This window comes from Streptomyces axinellae, from assembly GCF_039532135.1.
GTDB classification, from domain to species: Bacteria; Actinomycetota; Actinomycetes; order Streptomycetales; family Streptomycetaceae; genus Streptomyces; species Streptomyces axinellae.
In genome coordinates this window covers 213,470-233,344 of sequence record NZ_BAAARJ010000005.1, presented here as the reverse complement: position 1 = coordinate 233,344, position 19,875 = coordinate 213,470, and the positions used below count along the sequence as shown (strand labels likewise).

The following is a 19,875-nucleotide window of genomic DNA, read 5'->3' as shown; positions in this document are numbered from 1 at the left end:
GTGGCCCGGGAGGGCGGCCGGAGCTGCTTTCGGCACTTGCCACGGGGATTTCTTCTGGCGTATGACGGCGGCTGCGGGCGAACCAGTCTCAACACTCACTTGAGTGAGCCGGAGGGCAACGGACCGGAGGGCGAGGGAGAGGCGAGGAGAGGCTCTGGGGTGGGAAACCACCGATGTGACGGGTGGGAAGACGAGACCGGGCCTCAGCTTATGTGACCCCGCTCGCCCCTGTCCGGCGTTTGCCACGCTTCCCCACGGGATGCCCGGGGCCTACTCGTCGTAGGCTCTTCCCCATGGCTAAGAAGCGCGCGGGCCGAGGGCTGAGCGGCCCCCAGCAGGTCGCCAAGTTCCTCGGGGTCAGTGTGCTGGCGGGGGCGGTGATGGCGGGGCTCGCACTGCCCGCTGTCGGAACGCTGGGCCTGGCCGCCAAAGGCACGGTCGAGGGCTTCGACGAGCTGCCCGTCAATCTCAAGCGCCCGCCGCTCAGCCAGCGCACCACGATCCTGGACCGGGAGGGCGGTGAGATCGCCAAGGTCTATTCGCGCGACCGCACGGTCGTGGACCTCAAGGACATCTCGCCCTACATGCGCAAGGCGATCGTGGACATCGAGGACGCGCGGTTCTACAAGCACGGCGCCGTCGATCTCAAAGGTGTGCTGCGCGCCGTGAACCGGAACGCGCAGTCGGGCCAGGTCTCGCAGGGCGCCTCGACGCTCACCCAGCAGTACGTCAAGAACGTCTTCGTCGAGGAGGCGGGCAACGACCCTGACAAGGTCGCCCGCGCCACCCAGCAGACCATCGGCCGGAAGATAAAGGAACTGAAGTACGCGATCCAGGTCGAGGAGGAGCTGGGCAAGAAGCGGATCCTGGAGAACTACCTCAACATCACCTTCTTCGGCCAGCAGGCATACGGCGTCGAGGCCGCCTCGCAGCGCTACTTCTCCAAGTCGGCCAAGGACCTGAAGCTGGAGGAGGCCGCGCTGCTCGCCGGGATCGTCCAGTCCCCGACCCGGTACGACCCGGTCAGCAACGAGCAGGAAGCCAGGAAGCGGCGCGATGCCGTGCTGGGCCGGATGGCCGTGCACCACGACATCACCAAGGCGCAGGCCGCCGAGGCGCAGAAGAAGCCGATCGAGCTGGCCGTCAGCAGGCCCAAGAACGGCTGCATCACCTCCACCAGGGGCGCCGGATTCTTCTGCGACTACGTACGCCAGATCTTCCTGACCGACCCCAGCTTCGGCAAGACCAGCAAGGCGCGCGCGAAGCGGTGGAACCAGGGCGGCCTCACCATCCGGACCACGCTCGACCCCAAGGCACAGGCGTCTGTCAAGAAGTCCATCGAGTCCCATGTGAACAAGTCCGACAAGGTCGCGACGGCCGCGACGATAGTGGAACCCGGCACCGGCAAGATCCGGGGCATGGGACAGTCCCGGCCGTACGGCTTCGGGAAGAACGAGACCCAGATAAACCTCTCGGTGGACAGGAGCATGGGCGGTGGCGCCGGATACCAGCCCGGTTCGACCTTCAAGCCCGTGATCGCCGCGGCGGCGCTGGACAAGGGGATGAGCCCCTACAAGTCGTACCCCTCGCCTTACCGCATGCAGTACCCGTCCCCGGTGAAGACCTGCCATGGCAAGTGGTCGGGCAAGGCTCCTGTCGAGAACGAGAACAGCAGTGAGGTCGGGCCGTACCGGATGAAGGAAGCGACGGCGAAATCCGTCAACACCTACTTCGTCTCGCTCATAAGCGAAACCGGCATCTGCCCCGTCACCGACATGGCAAAGAAGATGGGTATCGCGCGCGCCGACGGCAAGAAGATCGACCAGGTGCCGTCGATCTCGCTCGGCACCCAGGAGATGTCACCGCTGACCATGGCCGAGGGCTACGCCACCTTCGCCAACCGCGGCGTGCACTGCACCCCCGTCGCGATCGAGTCGATCACGGACGCGCGCGGCAAGAAGCTGCCGGTGCCGAAGACGAAGTGTGAGCGCGCGATGAAGACCAAGACCGCCGATACGGTCAACGCCCTGCTGCGTGGCGTGGTGGAGGACGGCACCGGCAAGAAGGCCGGGCTCTCGGGCCGGGACAGCGCGGGCAAGACGGGTACGACGGACGAGCGGTACGCCGCCTGGTTCGTGGGCTACACGCCGAACATGTCCGGCGCCGTCTGGGTCGGTGACCCGGCGCACCAGACCCAGATGAAGAACATCACCATCGGCGGGGTGCCGTACGACAAGGTCTTCGGTGGCGAGGTCCCCGGCCCGATCTGGCGGGACGCGATGGCCGGTGCGCTGTCAGGCGAATCGGCGCCGGACTTCCACCACGTGCCCATCCGGGACGGCGGCAAGAACAAGCCGAAGGCGCCGGGGCGGGACCGCGGCAACGGCGGCGGCGGCGCGCACGGTGGCCAGGGCGGTGGCTCCGACGACCACAAGCCGAACGACCCGTGGCCGGACGTCATCGGCGGCGGCGACAACGGCGGCGCCGGGAACGGTCCCGGTGGGGGCGGCGGCGGTGGCGGCGGCGGGTGGCCCGGCGGCAACGAAGGCGACCCCGGTGGCGGCGGCTGGGACTGGCCGTAGCCCGCGGATACCGGCTGACGGGCGATACCGGCCGAGGGCGCCGAGGACGGACTTCGGGCGGCTCTCTTACAGCGAGCATCCGGTACGAGAAAACATGGGTAAGGGGCGTCCTCCTGAGAGGGCGCCCCTTACCCATTGGGCTTACGGGCCCGTGTGTGCCCCCTGCGGCTCGTGCGCCAGGGGGAAGCCGTGCGGCCAGCAGGAGCGGAGCCGGATGCCTGATGCCGGGCGCCGGATGTTTCAGGGCCCGCGGCGGCGTCACGTAGCCGGTGTCGGCGCCTCGTAGCCGGCGGCGGCTTTGCTGCCGCCGACCACGGCGGCGCTCCATAGCCGGCAGTGGCGAGACTCCGGCCCCGACAGTGGCGGCACTCCGTAGCCGACGGCAGAACGGGAGCCCGGGCAGGGCGCTCTCCTGCCGTCGCAGCACTCGGTCCGTCTGCCCGGTTTCGTGAGGTGAGGCCCGTGAGATCGGGCGGCCGTCAGCCCGCCAGTTGCTTCTTCACCAGCGCGGCGACCCGGCCGCCCTCGGCGCGGCCCGCCACCTTCGGGTTGACGATCTTCATGACGGCGCCCATCGCGCGAGGCCCCTCGGCCCCGGATGCCCGCGCCTCGGTGACCGCCTCCGCGACCAGCGACTCCAGTTCGTCGTCCGAGAGCTGCTGAGGCAGGTAGTCCGCGAGCACCTTGCCCTCGGCCCGCTCCCTGTCCGCCTGCTCCGCCCGGCCGCCGTCCGCGAACGCCTCTGCCGCCTCCCGCCGCTTCTTCGCCTCGCGGGCGATGACTCCCTGCACCTCGTCGTCGGAGAGTTCGCGCGCGCTGGTGCCCGCGACCTCCTCCTTCGTGATGGCGGCAAGGGTCATGCGGAGAGTGGCGGAGCGCAACTCGTCGCGCTCCTTGATCGCTGCGGTGAGGTCGCCCTGCAGCCGGGACTTGAGCGTGGTCATGAACTCAGTGTGCCAGGATCCGGCCAAAGCTCGTCCGGGATAAATGGGCGGAGCCGCTGCCGGGGAGAGGCCGGGCGGTGGTCGAGGGGCGGCCGGGCGGTGGCTGGGGGCGGGTGCGGGCGTCCGGATGCCGGCTGACGGGCGCACCCGCTGGCTGGACTCGCTGCGTGGTGTGTGCTGGGTCTGCGACCATGGGCGCATGCGCGCGCGATACCGGATTCCCCTCAAGACCGCAGTCGGCATCACGGCACTCGGCGCGGCGTGCGTCGGGTACGCGGCGGGAGTGGAGGTCCGTTCGTTCCGGCTGCGGCGCGTCTCGGTGCCGGTACTGCCGCGCGGTATGCACCCGCTGCGCGTCCTGCAGGTCTCCGACATCCATATGGTCGGCGGGCAGCGCAAGAAGCAGCGCTGGCTGCGCGATCTGGCCGGTCTGCGCCCGGACTTCGTGATCAACACCGGGGACAACCTGTCCGACCCCGAAGGCGTCCCCGAAGTGCTGGACGCGCTGGGCCCGCTGATGGAGTTCCCCGGGGCCTACGTCTTCGGCTCGAACGACTACTACGGACCGAAGCTGCGCAATCCCGCGAAGTACCTGCTGGAGAAGGCGAGCGGCCGGCACGGTCTGAACGGGAACCCGGCCGCGGTCCACGCCATCCACAACCCGTGGGAAGAACTGCGGGACGCGTTCGACTCGGCGGGCTGGACCGGCCTGTCGAACACCAGGGGCCGTATCAAGCTCGACGGCGGCCAGGAGATCGCGCTGACCGGGCTCGACGACCCGCACATCAAGCGCGACCGCTACAGCGAGGTCGCGGGCGGCCCGGAGACCGACGCGGACCTCTCCCTCGCCGTCGTACACGCTCCGTACCTGCGCGTGCTCGACGCGTTCACCGCCGACCGCTACCCGCTGATCCTCGCGGGGCACACCCACGGCGGCCAGCTTTGCGTCCCCTTTTACGGGGCACTCGTCACCAACTGCGACATCGACACCGACCGGGTGAAGGGCCTGTCCACGCACCGGGCGGGCGGCCACGAGTCCTACCTGCACGTGAGCGCGGGCTGCGGTACGAACCGATACACCCCCGTCCGCTTCGCCTGCCCTCCCGAGGCGACGCTCTTGACGCTCACCGCGCGGGAGGAGTAGGGAACCCTGCCCGTCCCCCCACGGAGGGAGACGGCCCCGACCCCGATCCCTGACCTCCCGGCTCGACGAGGGTGAGACCCGAGGGATGAGAGGGGCGTCAGCTGGTGGAGATCGAACTGACGGAGGCGGCACGGGCGCCCGAGTGGGGCGCCTTCCTGCCCGCCGCGCTCCTTCTGGCCGCTACGCCCGGCGCCAACCAGTTGCTGACCCTGCGCAACGGACTGCGCCACGGCCCCGCCCCCGCGATCAGCGCTTCGGTCGGCCGCTTCCGCGCGTTCGCGCTGATGGTGGCGGCGGTCGCCGCCGGATTGGGCGCGGTCCTCACCGCTTCCGAGGTCGCCTTCGGAATCGTGAAGTGGTGTGGCGTGGTGTACCTGCTGTGGCTCGGCGGACGGACGCTTTTCGCGGCGGTGCGGGGCATGCGTGGGGGTGGCGGCCCCGCGCCGTCCAGGCCCGCGCCGTCTGCCCCCGGGGCGCCCGGAACCACCCCTTCCGATCCGGCCCCGCCTCGGCCCGCGTCACCCGATCTGGCGCCGCCTCGGCCCGCGTCACCCGATCCGGCCCCGCCTCGGCCCGCGTCACCCGATCTGGCGCCGCCTCGGACCGTGTCACCCGATGCGGCGCGACCTCGGACCGTGTCACCCGATGCGGCGCGACCTCGGACCGTGTCACCCGATGCAGCCCGACCTCGGACCGCGGGGCCCCAGCACGGGCTGGGCACGGACGCGCCGTCCGTGCCCCGGGCCGACGGCCGCGCTTCGCCCGAATCATCACGATTGCCCGCGTCGCCTCGCGTCGTACCGCCGCGAACGCCCTGGACCCTGGCCCGGCAGGAGTTCCTGGTGGCTGCCTCGAACCCCAAAGCGCTGCTGCTCTTCACCGTCTTTCTGCCGCAGTCCCTGGCGCCGGAGGCCGCGCACGTCACGGTGCCGCTCCTCGCACTGGGTGGCGCGTACATCGCCATCGAGTTCTGCTGCGCCCGCGGCTACGCCGCTCTGGGTGGCCGCCTGCGCGCCTCGGCCTGGGCAAACGCGCCCCGCGCACCCTTGAAGCGCTCACCGGGGCCGCGATGCTGGCCCTCGGCGGCTGGCTGGCCACGGAACACCGCTGGCCCCTGGCCCGCCCCTCCCTCTCCTCACCCGAAAGCGGATTTCGCCTCAGCGCTCCCCTGGGCTAAAGTAGTCGTCGTTGCTTCGGGGTGTAGCGCAGCTTGGCAGCGCGCTTCGTTCGGGACGAAGAGGTCGTGGGTTCAAATCCCGCCACCCCGACAGAGGAAACACCAGGTCAGGCCCGGTTCTGAGAGATCAGAACCGGGCCTGATTTGCATTGTGTCCCTGTTTTGGGAGCCATTTGGGAGCCAACTGGGTGTGATCTTCGGGATCCGACTCCCAGGTTGGCTCCCGAGGAAGGGCATTCCGCCTCCTCCTAGCGCGATGTACGCCTCACGCCCCGAATGAGTCACTGCACGGCTTGTGCCGAGCAGACCTGAGACGGTACGACCATCGCCATGCACCCTTGGTCTCCGTTAAATGACCGGCAGCTGGCACTCCTCACCCGCATCGGGGGCGGAACCGACCCCGTCACTTCTGACAGCCCCGAGCTCGCCGTCACGGCTCGCGCGCTCAGGGACCGGGGCTTGGTGACCATGCCCAAGAAGAAGGGGAGGTGGCAGGCGGAGATCACTGACGCGGGTCGCTTCTACCTGGAGCACGGTCATCATCCCGATCGCCCGGAACTGGCTCCACGCAAGCCTCGCGCGGCGGCGTCTGAAGCCGAGACGCCGGTTGCCGGTGGCCCTCAGCAGGATGCCGATCCTCCGACGGAGACGAAGCCCGTATCGAAGCGTGCCGTGAAACCTCCGCGCCCGTCGCCGGCGGCTGTCGGGCCAGCGCTCATCGCGCAGGTGCAGAAGGCCGGACGATTCCTTCGGATCCCGGACCCCAGTGCCGAGGAACGGGCTCGGTATCGCAGGGCGTTCGACGCGGCGCGGCAGTGCGCTCCGGAGGGGTACCACCTGAAGTACAGCGGGCGGGCGAAGGGCGACTTCTTCCTCGGCCTGCTCCGGGTGACCGGTGAGGACGACACCGAGTGGAATCGGATCCGTTTGGCGCGCAGCCGTGTGATCACCGACGTCGAGGACGTGCTCGCTGCGGTCACCAAGGACCACAGTGCGTTCGAGATCTCCGAGGAGGTCCTGCCGAGGGTGCTCGCGCTGCTCCGGCTGCTCGCCGAGCAGGCTCTCACGCGGTACGGCGAGATCGCGGTGTCCAAGAAGCGCAAGCAGCCGAGGCCGCTGCTCACCGTCCACGGCAGGACGTACGAGGTCGGCTTCCGCGAGCGGCAGAAGCAGGTCCGGTACGTCCCCAAGCAGCCGGGCCGGCGCACGTACGACTGGCAACGGGTCACCCCAGCCCACAAGTTCGAGCCGTCCGGCGAACTGGAGCTGCTGGTCAGCGAGAACTCGGGTTACAGCTACAGCTACGGCTGGAAGACGGAATGGGCCGACACGGCCAAGAAGCCGTTGGAGGAGCAGATCGGCTCAATCTTCCGGGCGTTGAAGGCACGCGCGGAGGAGCAGGAGCGGGCCCGGCTGGAACGAGAGGCCGAGCAGCGGCGTCTGCGAGATGAGCGGGAGCGCCAGGAGGCCGAACACCGGCGGCTGGCGGCGGAGCGGGAGGAGCGCGAGCGGCGGGAGTGGGAGGCCGCGGTAAGTGCGGCTTCGGTCAAGGCGGTTCACGCGGTACGGGCCGAGCACTTCGGCACGGCCCTTGAGCAGTGGCGGGCCGCGGGTGAGATCCGGGCGTTCTGTGCCGCGCTGGATGAAGTCGCCGCCGCATCGGAAGACGCCCTCGAAGTCGAGAGGCTGCGTGAATGGTCGGCTTGGGGGAACTCGGAGGCCGATCGGCTCGACCCCACGACGAACGGCAAGGGCTTGGCCGCCCGCGACTTCAACGTGGAGCCGACTAAAAGGCAGCTGCGACCGTTCCTCGACGGCTGGCGGCCTGACCGGCCGGAGAAGGAGACACCTCCGGCTCAGCCAGCGCCTCCCAAACCGGAGCCAGGCCCGTGGCGCGGCGTCATCGACGCACATCAGGATCAAGGGTGGCGATATGGACGCCAAGGTCGCGCTCAATGGTGGAGGCGATGACACCATGCCCGCGATCGCGTAGGGCCTTGACCGCCTTCTCGACGAGCCCTCCGAGCCGAATGACCTCAGCGCGCAGGGCGACCAACTCGTCGTAGCGCTCGGCCTTGTCCTGGCCGCACCACGCCCGGACGGTTCGTAGGACGGCGGCTTCCGCGTCCACTTTTCGTTCGACCCGTCGGCTGTAGGAGTACCAGGAGGGCTGGGCACGCTCCTGCTCGATGTCCTGTTGCTTGCGGTCCACCTCCGGGAGGATCTCGTCGGCGAGGCGGGCGGCCACGTGGCGGGCGACGCGCTCGGTGACCGGCCACCCGGCCAGGCACATGCCGTGGCGGTTTTCGTAGACCATGGTGTCGCTGCGGAGTTCGGCGGCGTCCATGCCGATGAGTGGTGCCGTCTCGTCAAGGCGACTCAGCTCCAGGACGCCTGCGTCCGCCACTGTTCGGCGCAGGCGCAGCCTGTTCTTCGGGCGGACGAACCCGAGGATCATGCGGGCTGCCTCAAACTCCGTACTGCCCCGGACGTGGCGGGATGCCTCAACCAGCGCCGACTCCGCCGCATCGTCGGTGCGGAATGTCTCGACATCCGCCCACGGCGCTACGAGAGAGCCAGGATTGACCCACTCCTGCAGATCGGCGTCGCCGCCTTCGAGGAATCGCACGTGGATCCAACCAGACCTGCGCGGGCTGCCTACTCGAACGATCTCCACCTGGCGTACCGCGCCGCCCAGCTCCTTCGGCTGCGCGCGATATGCCCAGTACTCACCAATCTCCATGTGCCTATTGAGCCAGGTCAGTTGGCGCCATGGCGTGGCACTCGCGCAATCACCTCGAAGAAATGACTGCGCCAGACTCGTTCTGTCCCGGCAAGGCGCCGGAAGAAGACGACTGCGCCCAGTGGCTGGTCATCTGGTTGCGCGGCTTACGCCCCGAGCCTGTAGGGCGCGAGAGAGAGAAGGGCTCGCACGGCTAGGGCGGTGGTCTACGGCCGACAGCCGTGGCAGCAAAGGCCGAGCTGATTCAAGTAGCCACGAAAGCCTGGGTCCATAGCGGGATCGCGCCACTGATTCAAGATCTGGTTCCCGTAAAGTCGCAGGTCAGAAGCCATGAATGAGCGCGACGAGCAGTGCCCGCCGAGGGAGACAAGCCAGCGTCTGCCCGCCCATTCGCGAGAACTCGAATCGGCTCCCCGCGCGGTGCAGTCTCCTCCGTGTTCGAGGCACCACCGGGCGCGACCAGTGGACTTGCGCATCTAACTCCCCGCCGATCCAAGGTCTGTTCATCCATTCATCGCGTGCTGCCGCACACATCGGAAGCGAAGGTTTGCCATGCCCACTACAAACGACCATCCGGATGACCTGCAACCGCATGGAACGCCACCGAGCGAGCTGCAGACGACAGGCCAGGTCCCCTCGGAACACCCGCGGCCACAGAACGCCCTCGCCTGGACTGTGGTCGGGCTGTCCGCAGCGTTCTGCATCACCGGTGTGGTCCTCTCCTTGACCGGCTACGAGGCAGCAGGCGGCGCCCTCATCACCGCCGGCGCCGGGGTCCTGGGAGGAGGGATTAGCGCCCGGAAGTAGGGCGCGGTCGCGGCCCCTGCTGCCGGACTCACCCCGTCCGGCAGCAGGGGCGGACCCTTTTGGGAGCCGACTTCGGGAGCTGGGCCCCCAAACGCGGACGTTTCCCCCGACTGTCAGTGCCTATCGCTAGCCTCTTTGGCAACAGGTTCCACCCTCGACCCTAAGCGGTGAGGTAGACATGACAGACAATGCGGCCGAGGGCGGCGTAGACCCTCGCAAAGTGTTCGTGATCCACGGACGCAACGAACCGGCCCGTAAGGGGCTGTTCGAGTTCCTGCGGGCCATCGGGCTCGATCCAATCGAGTGGTCGGAAGCCATCCAGATGACCGGGAAGGGCTCCCCCTACATCGGCGAGGTTCTCGACACAGCGTTCGCGAGCGCCCAGGCGGTCGTGGTCCTCCAAACGCCCGACGATGTCACGTACCTGCACGAGAGCCTTACGTATCCAGGCGACCCAGAATGCAGCCCCCAGATGCAGCCGCGTCCAAACGTGCTCTTCGAGGCGGGCATGGCCATGGGCCGTCACGAGGATCGCACGATCATCGTGGAACTCGGACAGGTGAAGGTATTCAGCGACATCCATGGTCGCCATGTCGTGCGGCTCGACAACAGCCTCAGGAAGCGGCAGGAGCTCGCGACCCGGCTGCAGACCGCAGGATGTAGGACGAGAACGAACGGGACGGACTGGCACGATGCTGGGAATCTGACCCCGCCCGTCCCACCGGGCGGCGGGCTCCCGATGGGCCGGAAACTGCCGTCATCGCAGGCGTCCGGCACACCCCAGCTGAAGGCCCGGTACATCGACAATGGGCGCGGCAAGATCGACGCCGTCGAAATCACCAACCACGGTCCCGGGGACGTGTACGACCTAAATGTCGACGCGGATGCCAAGGTGGGGCTCGTCATGCGGAACACCGACGAGTTCCCCGTCCCGAAGCTGCCCGAAGGCAAGTCCGTGCGTGTGGGGCGCATGTCGTCGGACTCTCTCGCGTCACGCTCGAACTCGTACTTCAACATCACCATCACCGCTAAGACCGCTGATGGGACACCAATCGCGTTCGACGAGTTCGTGAGCGGAGCGTGACATGGACGTCCAGTTGACCTTCCCTCTGGATCACGACGGGTTCCTTCGTCGGGAATGCCCGCACTGCGTACGCCAGTTCAAGTGGCATCACGGTCCAGCGAACGAGGACGCAGAAGGACAGCCTGCCCCGGCGGCCTACCATTGCCCCCTATGCGGGCATCCAGCAGGAATTGACTCCTGGTGGACACAGGAGCAACTCGAATACGCCCGAGGCGTGGCTATTCCTGCAGCGACGCGAGAGGTCGAGCAAGGGCTGCGGGACGCGTTCAAGGGGGCCAGCAGCAAGCCCGTGAAGGTCGACTTCAAAGGCGGCATCGACGCACCGGACGTACAGGCTCCGCTCACCGAACCCGACGACATGGTCATCGTGACATCCCCATGCCACTCGTACGAGCCGGTAAAGATCCCTGAAGATACGTCGGGCCCGTATCGCTGCCTCGTATGCGGTCAAGCCTTCGTCGTCTGATCCCAGGGGATCGAAGCAGCGGTTACGCAAAGCAAGCGCTGCGCCCCACGCGGTGAATCGCGTGGCGCGGGTGTCGCGCATCAACCAGGCGTCGTCGAACTACGGGCCTCCTTGCGCGCGTGCAGGAGATCGTTAAGGGCGCGCACAGGGGACGCGGGATGTATCGCCTGCCGGGCTTCGAGCGATGCCTCCCACTGCTCGGTCAGTCCGAGCATGAGGAGCTTGCGCATGCCAGGCGTGACATGGGCGTAGCGCGCGGAGACGGAGCCGTCGATGTGACCCATGCGCTGATCCATGAGGACCTTCGCGGTGCCGAGGTCCTCCATTACGGTCCGGTGTGCGTGGCGGAGACCGTGAGGTGTGAGGCCCTTGGCGATCGGGAGCCAGCAGGCGTCGGCCCGGTCGCTGGCTCCGCGTCCTCGGGCCGGGACGCCGGGCCACGGCTCGCCGAGCAGCGGGACGGGGCGGGCTTCCTGTGGTGCCTTCTTCGGGTACCTGCCGGAGACCGCCGGGGTGAACAGCCACGTCGCGAAGCCGTTTCGGCGCCAGTGGGCTGCGTGCTGCGACACCGCGCCGCCCCGCACGAATCCCAGGTCCGCGATGGCCTGCTCCACCTTCATCCGTTTGGCTTCGGTGACGCGGTCGGGGTGGTTCAGGACGTTCGACACCGTGCCCGTGGAGACTTCGGCACGGCGTGCGACGTCGACAAGCTTCGCGCCTTGGTGGCCGCCGGTGCGGGCGGTGCCCTGCCCCCGGAAGACGTAGGTCTTGCCGTGACACAGGCAGGGTTTCGGCTTCGTGCGGGCGACGTGGTTGGCGACCAGGGCCGACAGCCAGTCCATCGCGTCGATGGTGCGGTAGCTGTCGTCCTTGGGTGGGCAGCGCACCAGCTCGCCGGTGTCGAGTTCGTACAGCTGCCACTCGACGCGGACGGAGCCGGGGCGGGCAAACTCCGTCTCCAAGCCGACGATTTCGCCCCAGCGCATGCCGGTGTACCCCTTGAGGACCACGGCGACGAACTCGTCGTCGCGGCCGGAGAGCAGGGCGGCGCGCTCAGCGGTCAGCAGGATGCCGAGTGGGTCGGTGACGACCTTCTCCGGGCCACGGTCACGGGAACGGCCGGCGCGCTTGCCGCGTCCGCGCCGTCTGGCGGCCGGGTTCGAGGTGATCAGGCCCTCGTCGATCGCGTCCTCGAAGATCAGGTGGAGCGTCGAGCGCCAGGTCTTGACGCTGGAGGCCGCGTAGACGGCCTTCTCCTTCTTCTCCCACAGGTCGACGTCCGTGCGCAGGATGCCGGCAAGCGCCTTGTCCTCGAAGTCGGGGAGCAGGTGCTCCTCGATGTGGCGCTTGTAGTTCTGCATGGTCGAGGCGGCCAGGTCCTGGGTTTCGTACCAGCGGTTCGCGCACTCGCTGAAGGTCTCCTGGCCGAGTGCCGGGTCGCGCCAGTCGCCGCGCCGGTACTTGTTCTCGGCCTCGCTCGCGGCACGCTGGGCCTCGCCCTTGGTGGCGAACCGGATTGCCTTGCCGTTGTCGTCGACCACCGTGAGGTGCTTGCCGGGCGCGGTCTTGTACCGGCCGCGCCAGTAGTTTCCGCGCTTCTCCGCGAAACCCAACTTCCGTCTTCCTCCCCTGCTCTCGGCTTGTGACTGGGCGCGTGCGTGCTACGCGACGGTCTCGTACTGGGTACGGCGCGGCGGTCGAGCCCGCAGACGCCCTGGCGTCGAGGCCGTAGTCGGCCCAGGAGGCTGGGCGGCACGAGTTCGTACCGCGGGAGGACTTGTCGCTGCCCGACTCGCCGACACGCTGCTGTGGGATCGCTTCGGGCGCTCTTCGTGGAGGCGGACGATCTCGGCGAGGTGCGCGGCGGTGAAGCGGTAGGCGCGGCCGACGCGGGTGTGCGGGATGAGTCCGCGTCGGGCCCGGTCTTTGACCCACCAGGCGGAACAGCCAAGGGCTTCGGCGATTTCCTCGGGGCGGTAGAGACGGGGCAAGGGGGCTCCGCCCTCGGTGACAGGAAGGCGTCGTACGAGGGCAGGGGTATGTCGGAATGGTGCAAGAAGGGCGGGTCCTTACTGGGTGGGAGCGTGCTCGGTCAGCGGCGCTGGGCGGGCCTCGTCACGTGGCGGTCGGCCTCTGCAGCAGTACGAGAGGCGAGATGAGGAGGGCGTCGGATATCGCGACGAGGTCGTCGGCATCACATCGGCGTTGGGCGCGTTCGATGCGGGACAGCATGGTGTTGGACATCGGGTGGCCGAGGGCGGTCACGCGGTCGGCCAACTGGCGTTGTGACAGGCCGCGTTCGGTTCGGAGGATTTCGATGGTGTGGGCCGCCTGAATTCCTGCGGGTCCGACTTCCAGTGAGCGCGGGGGCATGACTCCAATTGAAAGGTGCATTCGCCGGTTTGGGTAACCGGCGATCGTGGTCTATGTTGCGCTCGCGTCGTTCGCCGAGATGCGGTTCCCGGAGGGTCGGGAAGGGGCGCGGAACAGTGTGTCGATCATGGCTTTGACGTGGGGTGTTGTGTTGTAGCTTCCCCGTCTGCGGCTCGACAACGGCTTGCCGATGTGATGCTTCTGGCTCTGCAGTTCGGGCAACTATTTGGTCAACAGCGGATCGTGCCTTACGGTTTTGCTCCCGCCCGCCACCGAGCCCCATTTCTCGCGGCCTTTCTGCCGTGAGAGATTGCGCCGGATAGGGCTGGACTTGCGCGACTGGGGTGTGGCTATGTTGACGACACCCCGGAAACGCAATCGCTCCCGGCGCGCGTCCGCGCCAACACCCCCTCGAATTCCGCCCCGACCGACGGTGAGCCGTGATGTCCACGCACAGGCCACCGAGTGAGGACCGCCCCGCACTTGGCACGAATCCGCACCATCAAGCCCGAAGCCTTCGTCTCCGAGTCCCTGGCCGCCGTCTCCCTCACCGCCGAGCGCACCTTCCTCGGCCTGCTCACCCAGGCCGACGACCAGGGCCGCCACCGCGACCACGCCGCGATCATCGCCGGGCAGTTGTGGGTGCTGCGCCCGGAGCACACCCCGTCCGATGTCGAGACGGACCTTGCCCAGCTCGCCGACGCCGGACTGATCTGCCGCTACAAGGGCCCGGATCACAAGCGGTACCTGCACGTCGTGACCTGGCACCAGCATCAGAAGATCAACCGGCCCAGCAAGAGCCGCCTCCCAGGCTGCCCGGTTCATGACGCTTCGGTCGGTGCCGCACCTGCCGCGGGTGCCGGTGTCATGGAGTCCTCAGTGCGGCCTCACGCAGTCCTCTCTGAGGGCTCCGGCGAGGGACATGAGTCCGCACTGAATCCGGGGCGCGATAGCGAAGCCGCAGGTCAGGAGCGCTTCACGGAGTCCTCCGTGAAGGCTCAGGGAGCGCTCGGTGATGCAGCAGTGACGTCTCACCGTCCGGATCTAGGACCTAGGACCGTGGATCTAGGAAATATCCCTTCGGGGGGCGCAAGCGCCCACGCGCCCGACACCGTCTCCGCCAAGCAGCTCCTTGCCGAGTACATCGCCGCGTGCAACCACCGCCCGCCGGACGCCTTCCTGAACCATCTCGGCAAACAGGTGCGCGCGCTGCTCGACGAGGGCATCGCCCCCGCCCACCTCCGGGCCGCCCTCGAACGCCACCGGGTCAAGGGCCTGTGCCCGGGCGTCCTGCCCAGCCTCGTCCACGAGGTCATGAACGCCGCCTCCCCCGCCGCCCACCGGCCGTGGACGAACCCCACCGATGTCGTCGCCGCCTACGGAGATGAGCTCTGACCGCCACCCTCACCCGCGCGCCCCAGCCCGTCGGCGCAATCGCCAACCGGCTCAACACGATTCTCGCCAACCGCGGCATCGACCCCACCGCCACTGCGACCCACGAGCCGGCGCCCGAGACCGTCACCGCCCTGGAACTCGCCGACGCCCGCATCCCCGCCCGCTACCGCCGCGCCTTGGCCGACCACTCCCAGATCACCGCCTGGGCCGACCAGATCGCCCGCGCCGGACGCCCCGGCCCGACCGGACCCGGCATCGCCGAGGGCCCGTCGCTGCTGATCGCCGGCCCCACCGGCACCGGCAAGACCCACCAGGCATACGGCGCCGTCCGCGCCCTCCTCACCCGAGGCGTCCGCCTGCGCTGGGAGGCCATCACCTCCGCCGACCTCCACGCCCGGCTCCGCCCCCGCGCTGGCCGCGACGGCGAACGAGAATTCCAGACGCTGGCCCGCTGCCCGCTGCTGCTCCTGGACGACCTCGGCGCGGCCAAGACCAGCAAATGGACCGAGGAGCTCACCTACCGGCTCATCAACCACCGGTACGAGCACATGCTCCCCACCCTCATCACCACCAACCTCCCCACCGCCGAGCTCCGCACTGCACTCGGCGACCGCGTCGCCTCCCGCCTCGCCGAGATGACCGAGCGAGTCATCCTCACCGGCTCCGACCGACGCCGCACCGCGCCCGCCGCCTGACGGCAGCCCGCGTCTCCCCCTCCTTCCCCTCACCTCACCCGGCCCGCGCGCAGGCATGCCCCCAGCCGCGCGAGCCCTTGGAGAGCCCCTGCATGACGTCTGGCAACACCGTCCCCACAAGCATCGAAGAGACTCCGGCAGCGTCCCTGGCGCAATGGATCACCTCTCCCACGGCAGTCGCACTCCTGCTCGTCACCCTCGCCTTGGCTGCGATTTGGCGGTGGCAGCGTGCCCGGAAGCCCGGCGTCGGACAGCTGCGTGGCAGCGCCGCCATCCCAGCTGCCGCTGTCGCCGCGATCGGCTGCACCGCTTACAGCGCGGACATCAGCTGGCGCTTCGCCGCCGACTACCTCGACATGGGCAGCACCGTCGAGCGCACCTTCATGTTCGCCACCGCGGAACTGGCATTGTTCGCAATGGCCTTGATGGCGCGCCAGAACCTGAAGGGCTCCAGTCAGGCTCCGGGACCGCCTGGCGTCCTGGTATGGGTGATCACCGGCGGCCAGATCATCCCCGCCTACGCCGAGTCCGGTCCTGTCGGCGGCACGGTCCGCGCCCTGATCGGCCCGGTCATGGCCGCAGTCCTCTGGCACCTGGCCATGGGAATCGAGCTACGCCACCACACCCCCGAGGCCGCCTCACGCAGCCTGCTCGCGATCCTCGGCCGACAGGCACGCGAGCGACTCCTGGCGCGTCTGGGCATCCACGACCAGGACGCCGATGCCGCACGACTCATCCGCGAGCGCTCCCTGAGCCGTGCCGTCACGTTGATCCTCCGCATCGAAGCGATGCCCGAGACGAAGCGCAACAAGGGGCGTGGCCGGCGTGCGACTCGGCGCCTGCATGAAGCGCTGGAGCGGGCCGACGTCGACGGTGATCTTCGCCAGGACGAGCTGCTGCTGCGGAAGCTCGGGACCCGACAGCAGGCCACACGGTTGGCCTCGCTCCCGCTGCCCGAACGGTGGGAGACACCCGCAGACCGAGTCAGCCAGCCCCGCACTGCCGTGGCGAAGCGGGCAAGGCCCGAGCGCCCGGAGGCCGTACCGAATCCGGGCGACGAAGGCGTACACCGGTCGGGCCGCCCGGAATCCATCGTCCGCCCTCAATCCACTGCGGATGCAGGCGCGAAGGTGAGTACGGGCAGAGATGTGGGTGCCGAGCCTGGCGAGAAGCCGGAGCCGAAGCGCCCGGGTCGCAAGCCCGACCTGCCGAGGGATGCCCTCATCGCCTATGCGGAGCGCGTCTACCGCAAGACGGGTCGCCTCTCCCGTGACTCCCTGAAGGCAGCCGTCCGTGCCGACGGCCACCAGGTCGGCACCGACCTTGCCCAGAGCATCGTCAACGCAGTCAAGGCCGAGCACCAGGACTCCGCCCGTACCGGCCCCTGAACTCGCCCCCGCACCTCTAACCACCCACCGCTGAAAGGCCCTTCCACCATGCCCCGCTCGACCACGCCCGCCTGGGACTGCCACAACTGGTCCTGCCCCATCTGCACCGCGCCTGAGCGCGACGAGATGACCCTGGTGCGCTGCGCCATCCTCACTCTGCTGGAACACGGACGATGGATGGCCCAGGACGAGATCTCCCTTCCCGACATCCTCTCTGCCGGCGGCCACTACCTGAGTCGACTCAGGATCGGCCCCCTGGGCCAGATCGATGACGACACCCCGGTGCCCGCCATCGAGCAGTGGGCTTGGCTCGCGGCCGAGCTGCGCCTGGTTGTCGCCCGCGCCGCCGGACTGGATGCCGTCAGCACCCTCGCCCCGCGCATCGACGATGTCCTGACGACCGCCGCTCGCCTCCCGGAGCGGCGCCTGGTGGATCTGCTCGACCTCGCAGCCGAGCAGTTCGCCAAGCTCAACACGCAACCGCCCGCCGCCTGAACCCACCACCCCAGCAACCCCGACACAAGGACATCGCGTCGTGCACGACCACTACCCCGAACTCCCCATCCCCCAAGAGCAGATGGTCACCACTCCCGTCACACGCGCAGCAAGCAATGGCGATGGACCGTCCATAGGCCGGTCCATCGCGGACTCCTCCGCCCCGGGGGTGGCGGAGGAGGAGCTCCGGCACGAGGGCGTGGCGGAGCAGGAGCGGGTGGGCGCCGGCGAGCAGCCGGGCGATCCCACCGTGGGGGCCACGCAGCGTGCGCCGTACCGCCGCGCGAACCTCGATGCGCAGCGCTCCGAGCACGTCACCGCGCGCTTCGCGCCGCACGAGAAGCACGACATCCAGTCGTCAGCGAAGACCGCTCACGTGACCATGGCCCGCTACATCGCCGACGCCACCATGGCCCGCGTCCGCGGTGAGATCACCGTCGCTGCCGAGCGCACGGTCTACGACGATGCGGTCGACGAGCTCGCCGCGATGAGGGCGCAGATCGCCCGGATCGGCAACAACGTCAACCAGATCGCCCGCCGCCTCAATGCGGACGGCGATCCACACCCTGTGGACGCCGCGATCCTTCACCGGGCGGACCGTCTGCTCGCTACCGCCCACGACACAGTCCGGGCGATCGACGACGCCGCGTTCCGGGCAGCCGGACAGAAGTGGGCGGTGTGAGGTGATCGCGAACATCGTCAGGCCGGGCAACCACACCTACGGCGTCCTGAAATACCTCTTCGAACAGGGCCGCTCCAACGAGCACACCGACCAGCACATCGTCGCCTCGTGGGACGACTTCATCGCCGATCCCGGGCCGTGGGACAGCCCTGGCCACCCGCAACGGCTCGGCCAGCTCGCCAATGCCCTGGACCTGCGGGTCGAGCAAGCCGGCGACAAGGCGCCTGAGGGGCACGTGTGGCACTGCTCGATCCGCGCCGCGCCCCAGGACCGCATCCTCACCGACGCCGAGTGGGCCACCATCGCCCGGCGCGTGCTGCGCGCGACCGGCATCGCACCCGACGGCGATCCGGACGGCTGCCGGTGGGTTGCCGTGCGTCACGCGGAGGACCACATCCACATCGTCGCCACCAAGGTGCGCGGTGATCTGCGCCCGCCGCGGAACTGGAGCGACTACCGCCGCGCCATGAACGAACTCACAGCCGTCGAAGAAGACTTCGGCCTCACCCGGGTTGCACGTGGTCCCGAAGCTGCTGCCGACACCTCGGCGGTGAAGCGGCCCACCCGGGCCGAGGAGGAGAAGGCCAAGCGACTGGGCCACGACAAGACCGCTCGTGAACAGCTGCGGCACACCGTGCGTACCGCGCTGTCCCACGCGAAGGACCTGGACGAGTTCTTCAACCTGCTCGCCGATGCCGGCCTTCAGGTTGAGACCCGCACCCTGCCCTCCAGAGACCTCGGCGGCTACAAGGTCGCCCTGCCCGACGACGGCACGCCCATCTGGTTCTCCGGCTCCAGCCTCGCCACCGACCTGTCCCTCCCCCAGATCCGACAGCGCCTTGCCGACACCGAGGCACAGCCCACCCCAGCCTCATCAGCTCACCAGCACCGCCCCAACCCCTGGCACGTGGCAACCGCTGCCGCTGCCGCTGCCGCCGAACGCAGCCCCCACCACCTCGCCCACGCCGACGACGGCGCCGTCCAGGCCCACCTGACCGTCTTCGGCGAAGTCCTCTACGCGCTACCCGCCCACGCTCCTGCCGGACTCCGGGCCGGACTCCACCGTGCGGCTGTCGCCTTCGAACACGCCGCCCACACCCGCGCCCGCGCCGACCACCAGCACGCCCGCGCATTGCGAGGCGCGCTGAAGGCCATGCGCTACCAGCCCGCGGACCACGCCGGGCTGGCCATGCTCCTGGACGCCGCCATCCTCGTCGTCCTCGCGGTCCAGCGCCGCAGCGCACTGCACCACCACGACCGGCAGGTGGCCGCCGCCCGTCAGACGCTCACCCACCTGCAAGCCGCGTACGACCTGATAGCCCCCGCCAGCCTCGACGCACTCGCCGAGCGCTATCCCCCCCGACAACACGGTGCACCGGTACGCCCGCGCACTGCACGAGGTCCTGCCCCGCCACGTCGAACAGATCCTCACTGAAAACGCCTGGCCCGCCCTCACCGCCAGCCTCGCTGCCGCCGAAGCCGCGGGCCACAACCCGGTCGACGTACTCCAACAGGCAGCCCAGCACGACCCCTTGGACGACGCCAAGTCAGCCTCCGAAGTCCTGGTCTGGCGCATCCAGCGCCTCGGTATGCGACAAGCACCCAGCCCCAGCGCACGTGCTGCACAAGCCAGCAGCCCACACAGCCACTCCGCCGCGCAGCCGGCCATTGGGATACCGACCGCATCCGTGCCATCGCCGTCGCGTACCGGTCGGCCACGATGATCCGCCCAACGCCCTTCCCTTCACCTTCAGCCGATTCCCGCACCACGAGTGAGACGCGTGGAGCAAGGTGATCACAGGATTCAGGAGCGGCCCTACCCAGATGCCATTCGAATGGGCGTCCACGGGGGAGGCAAGCAGCTGGCTCCATGTCCTTCGAGTGTGGACGGTGGTTGCTA

At 68.9% G+C, this 19,875-nt stretch carries 15 protein-coding genes, 1 tRNA gene and 2 pseudogenes; 13 read left to right on the top strand and 5 right to left on the bottom strand.

The window, feature by feature from the left end; translation table 11 throughout:
* Positions 1–293: 293 nt before the first annotated feature.
* Complete coding sequence (locus ABD339_RS09475) at positions 294–2,582, top strand: transglycosylase domain-containing protein (RefSeq protein ID WP_344564150.1); 2,289 nt, start codon at positions 294–296, stop codon at positions 2,580–2,582.
* A gap of 479 nt (positions 2,583–3,061) precedes the next feature.
* Here ABD339_RS09475 and ABD339_RS09470 read toward each other — a convergent pair whose 3' ends face one another.
* Positions 3,062–3,526 (bottom strand): GatB/YqeY domain-containing protein, encoded by a 465-nt coding sequence (locus ABD339_RS09470; RefSeq protein WP_344564149.1) that lies wholly within the window; start codon positions 3,524–3,526, stop codon positions 3,062–3,064.
* Positions 3,527–3,725: 199 nt separating this feature from the next.
* Between ABD339_RS09470 and ABD339_RS09465 the strand changes: the two genes are divergently transcribed.
* The 4 genes and pseudogenes from ABD339_RS09465 to ABD339_RS09450 all read left to right on the top strand — a co-directional run bounded on the left by ABD339_RS09465 (position 3,726) and on the right by ABD339_RS09450 (position 7,818).
* Complete coding sequence (locus ABD339_RS09465; protein WP_344564147.1) at positions 3,726–4,670, top strand: metallophosphoesterase; 945 nt, start codon at positions 3,726–3,728, stop codon at positions 4,668–4,670.
* A 104-nt stretch (positions 4,671–4,774) separates the two neighbouring features.
* A pseudogene (locus ABD339_RS09460) lies at positions 4,775–5,026 on the top strand (LysE family transporter); the annotation flags it as partial.
* Positions 5,027–5,864: 838 nt separating this feature from the next.
* Positions 5,865–5,938, top strand: a tRNA-Pro gene (locus ABD339_RS09455).
* Between the two features lie 377 nt (positions 5,939–6,315).
* Positions 6,316–7,818: a PE-PGRS family protein gene (locus tag ABD339_RS09450; RefSeq protein WP_344564444.1), complete on the top strand. Its 1,503-nt coding sequence runs from the start codon at positions 6,316–6,318 to the stop codon at positions 7,816–7,818.
* On the opposite strand, the gene ABD339_RS09445 is transcribed toward ABD339_RS09450, so the two are convergent.
* Positions 7,748–8,590 (bottom strand): PE-PGRS family protein, encoded by an 843-nt coding sequence (locus tag ABD339_RS09445; RefSeq protein ID WP_344564145.1) that lies wholly within the window; start codon positions 8,588–8,590, stop codon positions 7,748–7,750. The two genes, ABD339_RS09450 and ABD339_RS09445, sit on opposite strands and share 71 nt — an antisense overlap.
* Positions 8,591–9,575: 985 nt before the next feature.
* Between ABD339_RS09445 and ABD339_RS09440 the strand changes: the two genes are divergently transcribed.
* Positions 9,576–10,481, top strand: coding sequence for a TIR domain-containing protein (locus ABD339_RS09440; protein WP_344564143.1), 906 nt, complete (start codon positions 9,576–9,578; stop codon positions 10,479–10,481).
* A gap of 214 nt (positions 10,482–10,695) precedes the next feature.
* Entirely contained in the window at positions 10,696–10,947 is a 252-nt protein-coding gene (locus ABD339_RS09435) for a hypothetical protein (protein WP_344564142.1), read from the top strand.
* An 80-nt stretch (positions 10,948–11,027) separates the two neighbouring features.
* Here ABD339_RS09435 and ABD339_RS09430 read toward each other — a convergent pair whose 3' ends face one another.
* The 3 genes from ABD339_RS09430 to ABD339_RS09420 all read right to left on the bottom strand — a co-directional run bounded on the left by ABD339_RS09430 (position 11,028) and on the right by ABD339_RS09420 (position 13,320).
* On the bottom strand, positions 11,028–12,560 hold the full coding sequence (locus tag ABD339_RS09430) for a LacI family DNA-binding transcriptional regulator (protein ID WP_344564141.1): 1,533 nt from the start codon (positions 12,558–12,560) through the stop codon (positions 11,028–11,030).
* A gap of 48 nt (positions 12,561–12,608) precedes the next feature.
* Positions 12,609–12,938: a helix-turn-helix domain-containing protein gene (locus ABD339_RS09425; protein WP_344564140.1), complete on the bottom strand. Its 330-nt coding sequence runs from the start codon at positions 12,936–12,938 to the stop codon at positions 12,609–12,611.
* Positions 12,939–13,062: 124 nt separating this feature from the next.
* Positions 13,063–13,320 carry a helix-turn-helix domain-containing protein gene (locus ABD339_RS09420; protein WP_344564139.1) on the bottom strand — a complete coding sequence of 86 codons (258 nt, stop codon included), beginning with the start codon at positions 13,318–13,320 and terminating at the stop codon, positions 13,063–13,065.
* Positions 13,321–13,803: 483 nt separating this feature from the next.
* Between ABD339_RS09420 and ABD339_RS09415 the strand changes: the two genes are divergently transcribed.
* From ABD339_RS09415 to ABD339_RS09390, 6 genes and pseudogenes are all read left to right on the top strand, one after another.
* On the top strand, positions 13,804–14,715 hold the full coding sequence (locus ABD339_RS09415; RefSeq protein ID WP_344564138.1) for a hypothetical protein: 912 nt from the start codon (positions 13,804–13,806) through the stop codon (positions 14,713–14,715).
* A complete protein-coding gene (locus tag ABD339_RS09410) occupies positions 14,712–15,410 on the top strand; it encodes an ATP-binding protein (protein WP_344564442.1) in 699 nt (232 codons plus the stop codon). Before ABD339_RS09415 ends, ABD339_RS09410 begins: the two co-directional genes overlap by 4 nt.
* Positions 15,411–15,502: 92 nt before the next feature.
* A complete protein-coding gene (locus ABD339_RS09405) occupies positions 15,503–16,798 on the top strand; it encodes a hypothetical protein (RefSeq protein ID WP_344564137.1) in 1,296 nt (431 codons plus the stop codon).
* 48 nt (positions 16,799–16,846) lie between these two features.
* A complete protein-coding gene (locus ABD339_RS09400; RefSeq protein ID WP_344564136.1) occupies positions 16,847–17,293 on the top strand; it encodes a hypothetical protein in 447 nt (148 codons plus the stop codon).
* Positions 17,294–17,333: 40 nt separating this feature from the next.
* Positions 17,334–17,975 (top strand): plasmid mobilization protein, encoded by a 642-nt coding sequence (locus ABD339_RS09395; protein ID WP_344564135.1) that lies wholly within the window; start codon positions 17,334–17,336, stop codon positions 17,973–17,975.
* A gap of 1 nt (position 17,976) precedes the next feature.
* Positions 17,977–19,699: pseudogene (locus ABD339_RS09390) on the top strand (relaxase/mobilization nuclease domain-containing protein).
* The last annotated feature ends 176 nt before the right edge of the window (positions 19,700–19,875 follow it).

Bases quoted from the DNA above. Each gene is read 5' to 3' on its own strand.
- ABD339_RS09475 (WP_344564150.1), top strand. From the start codon at position 294: ATGGCTAAGAAGCGCGCGGGCCGAGGGCTGAGCGGCCCCCAGCAGGTC.
- ABD339_RS09405 (WP_344564137.1), top strand. From the start codon at position 15,503: ATGACGTCTGGCAACACCGTCCCCACAAGCATCGAAGAGACTCCGGCA.
- ABD339_RS09465 (WP_344564147.1), top strand. From the start codon at position 3,726: ATGCGCGCGCGATACCGGATTCCCCTCAAGACCGCAGTCGGCATCACG.
- ABD339_RS09420 (WP_344564139.1), bottom strand. From the start codon at position 13,320: ATGCCCCCGCGCTCACTGGAAGTCGGACCCGCAGGAATTCAGGCGGCC.
- ABD339_RS09400 (WP_344564136.1), top strand. From the start codon at position 16,847: ATGCCCCGCTCGACCACGCCCGCCTGGGACTGCCACAACTGGTCCTGC.
- ABD339_RS09470 (WP_344564149.1), bottom strand. From the start codon at position 3,526: ATGACCACGCTCAAGTCCCGGCTGCAGGGCGACCTCACCGCAGCGATC.
- ABD339_RS09440 (WP_344564143.1), top strand. From the start codon at position 9,576: ATGACAGACAATGCGGCCGAGGGCGGCGTAGACCCTCGCAAAGTGTTC.
- ABD339_RS09445 (WP_344564145.1), bottom strand. From the start codon at position 8,590: ATGGAGATTGGTGAGTACTGGGCATATCGCGCGCAGCCGAAGGAGCTG.
- ABD339_RS09450 (WP_344564444.1), top strand. From the start codon at position 6,316: ATGCCCAAGAAGAAGGGGAGGTGGCAGGCGGAGATCACTGACGCGGGT.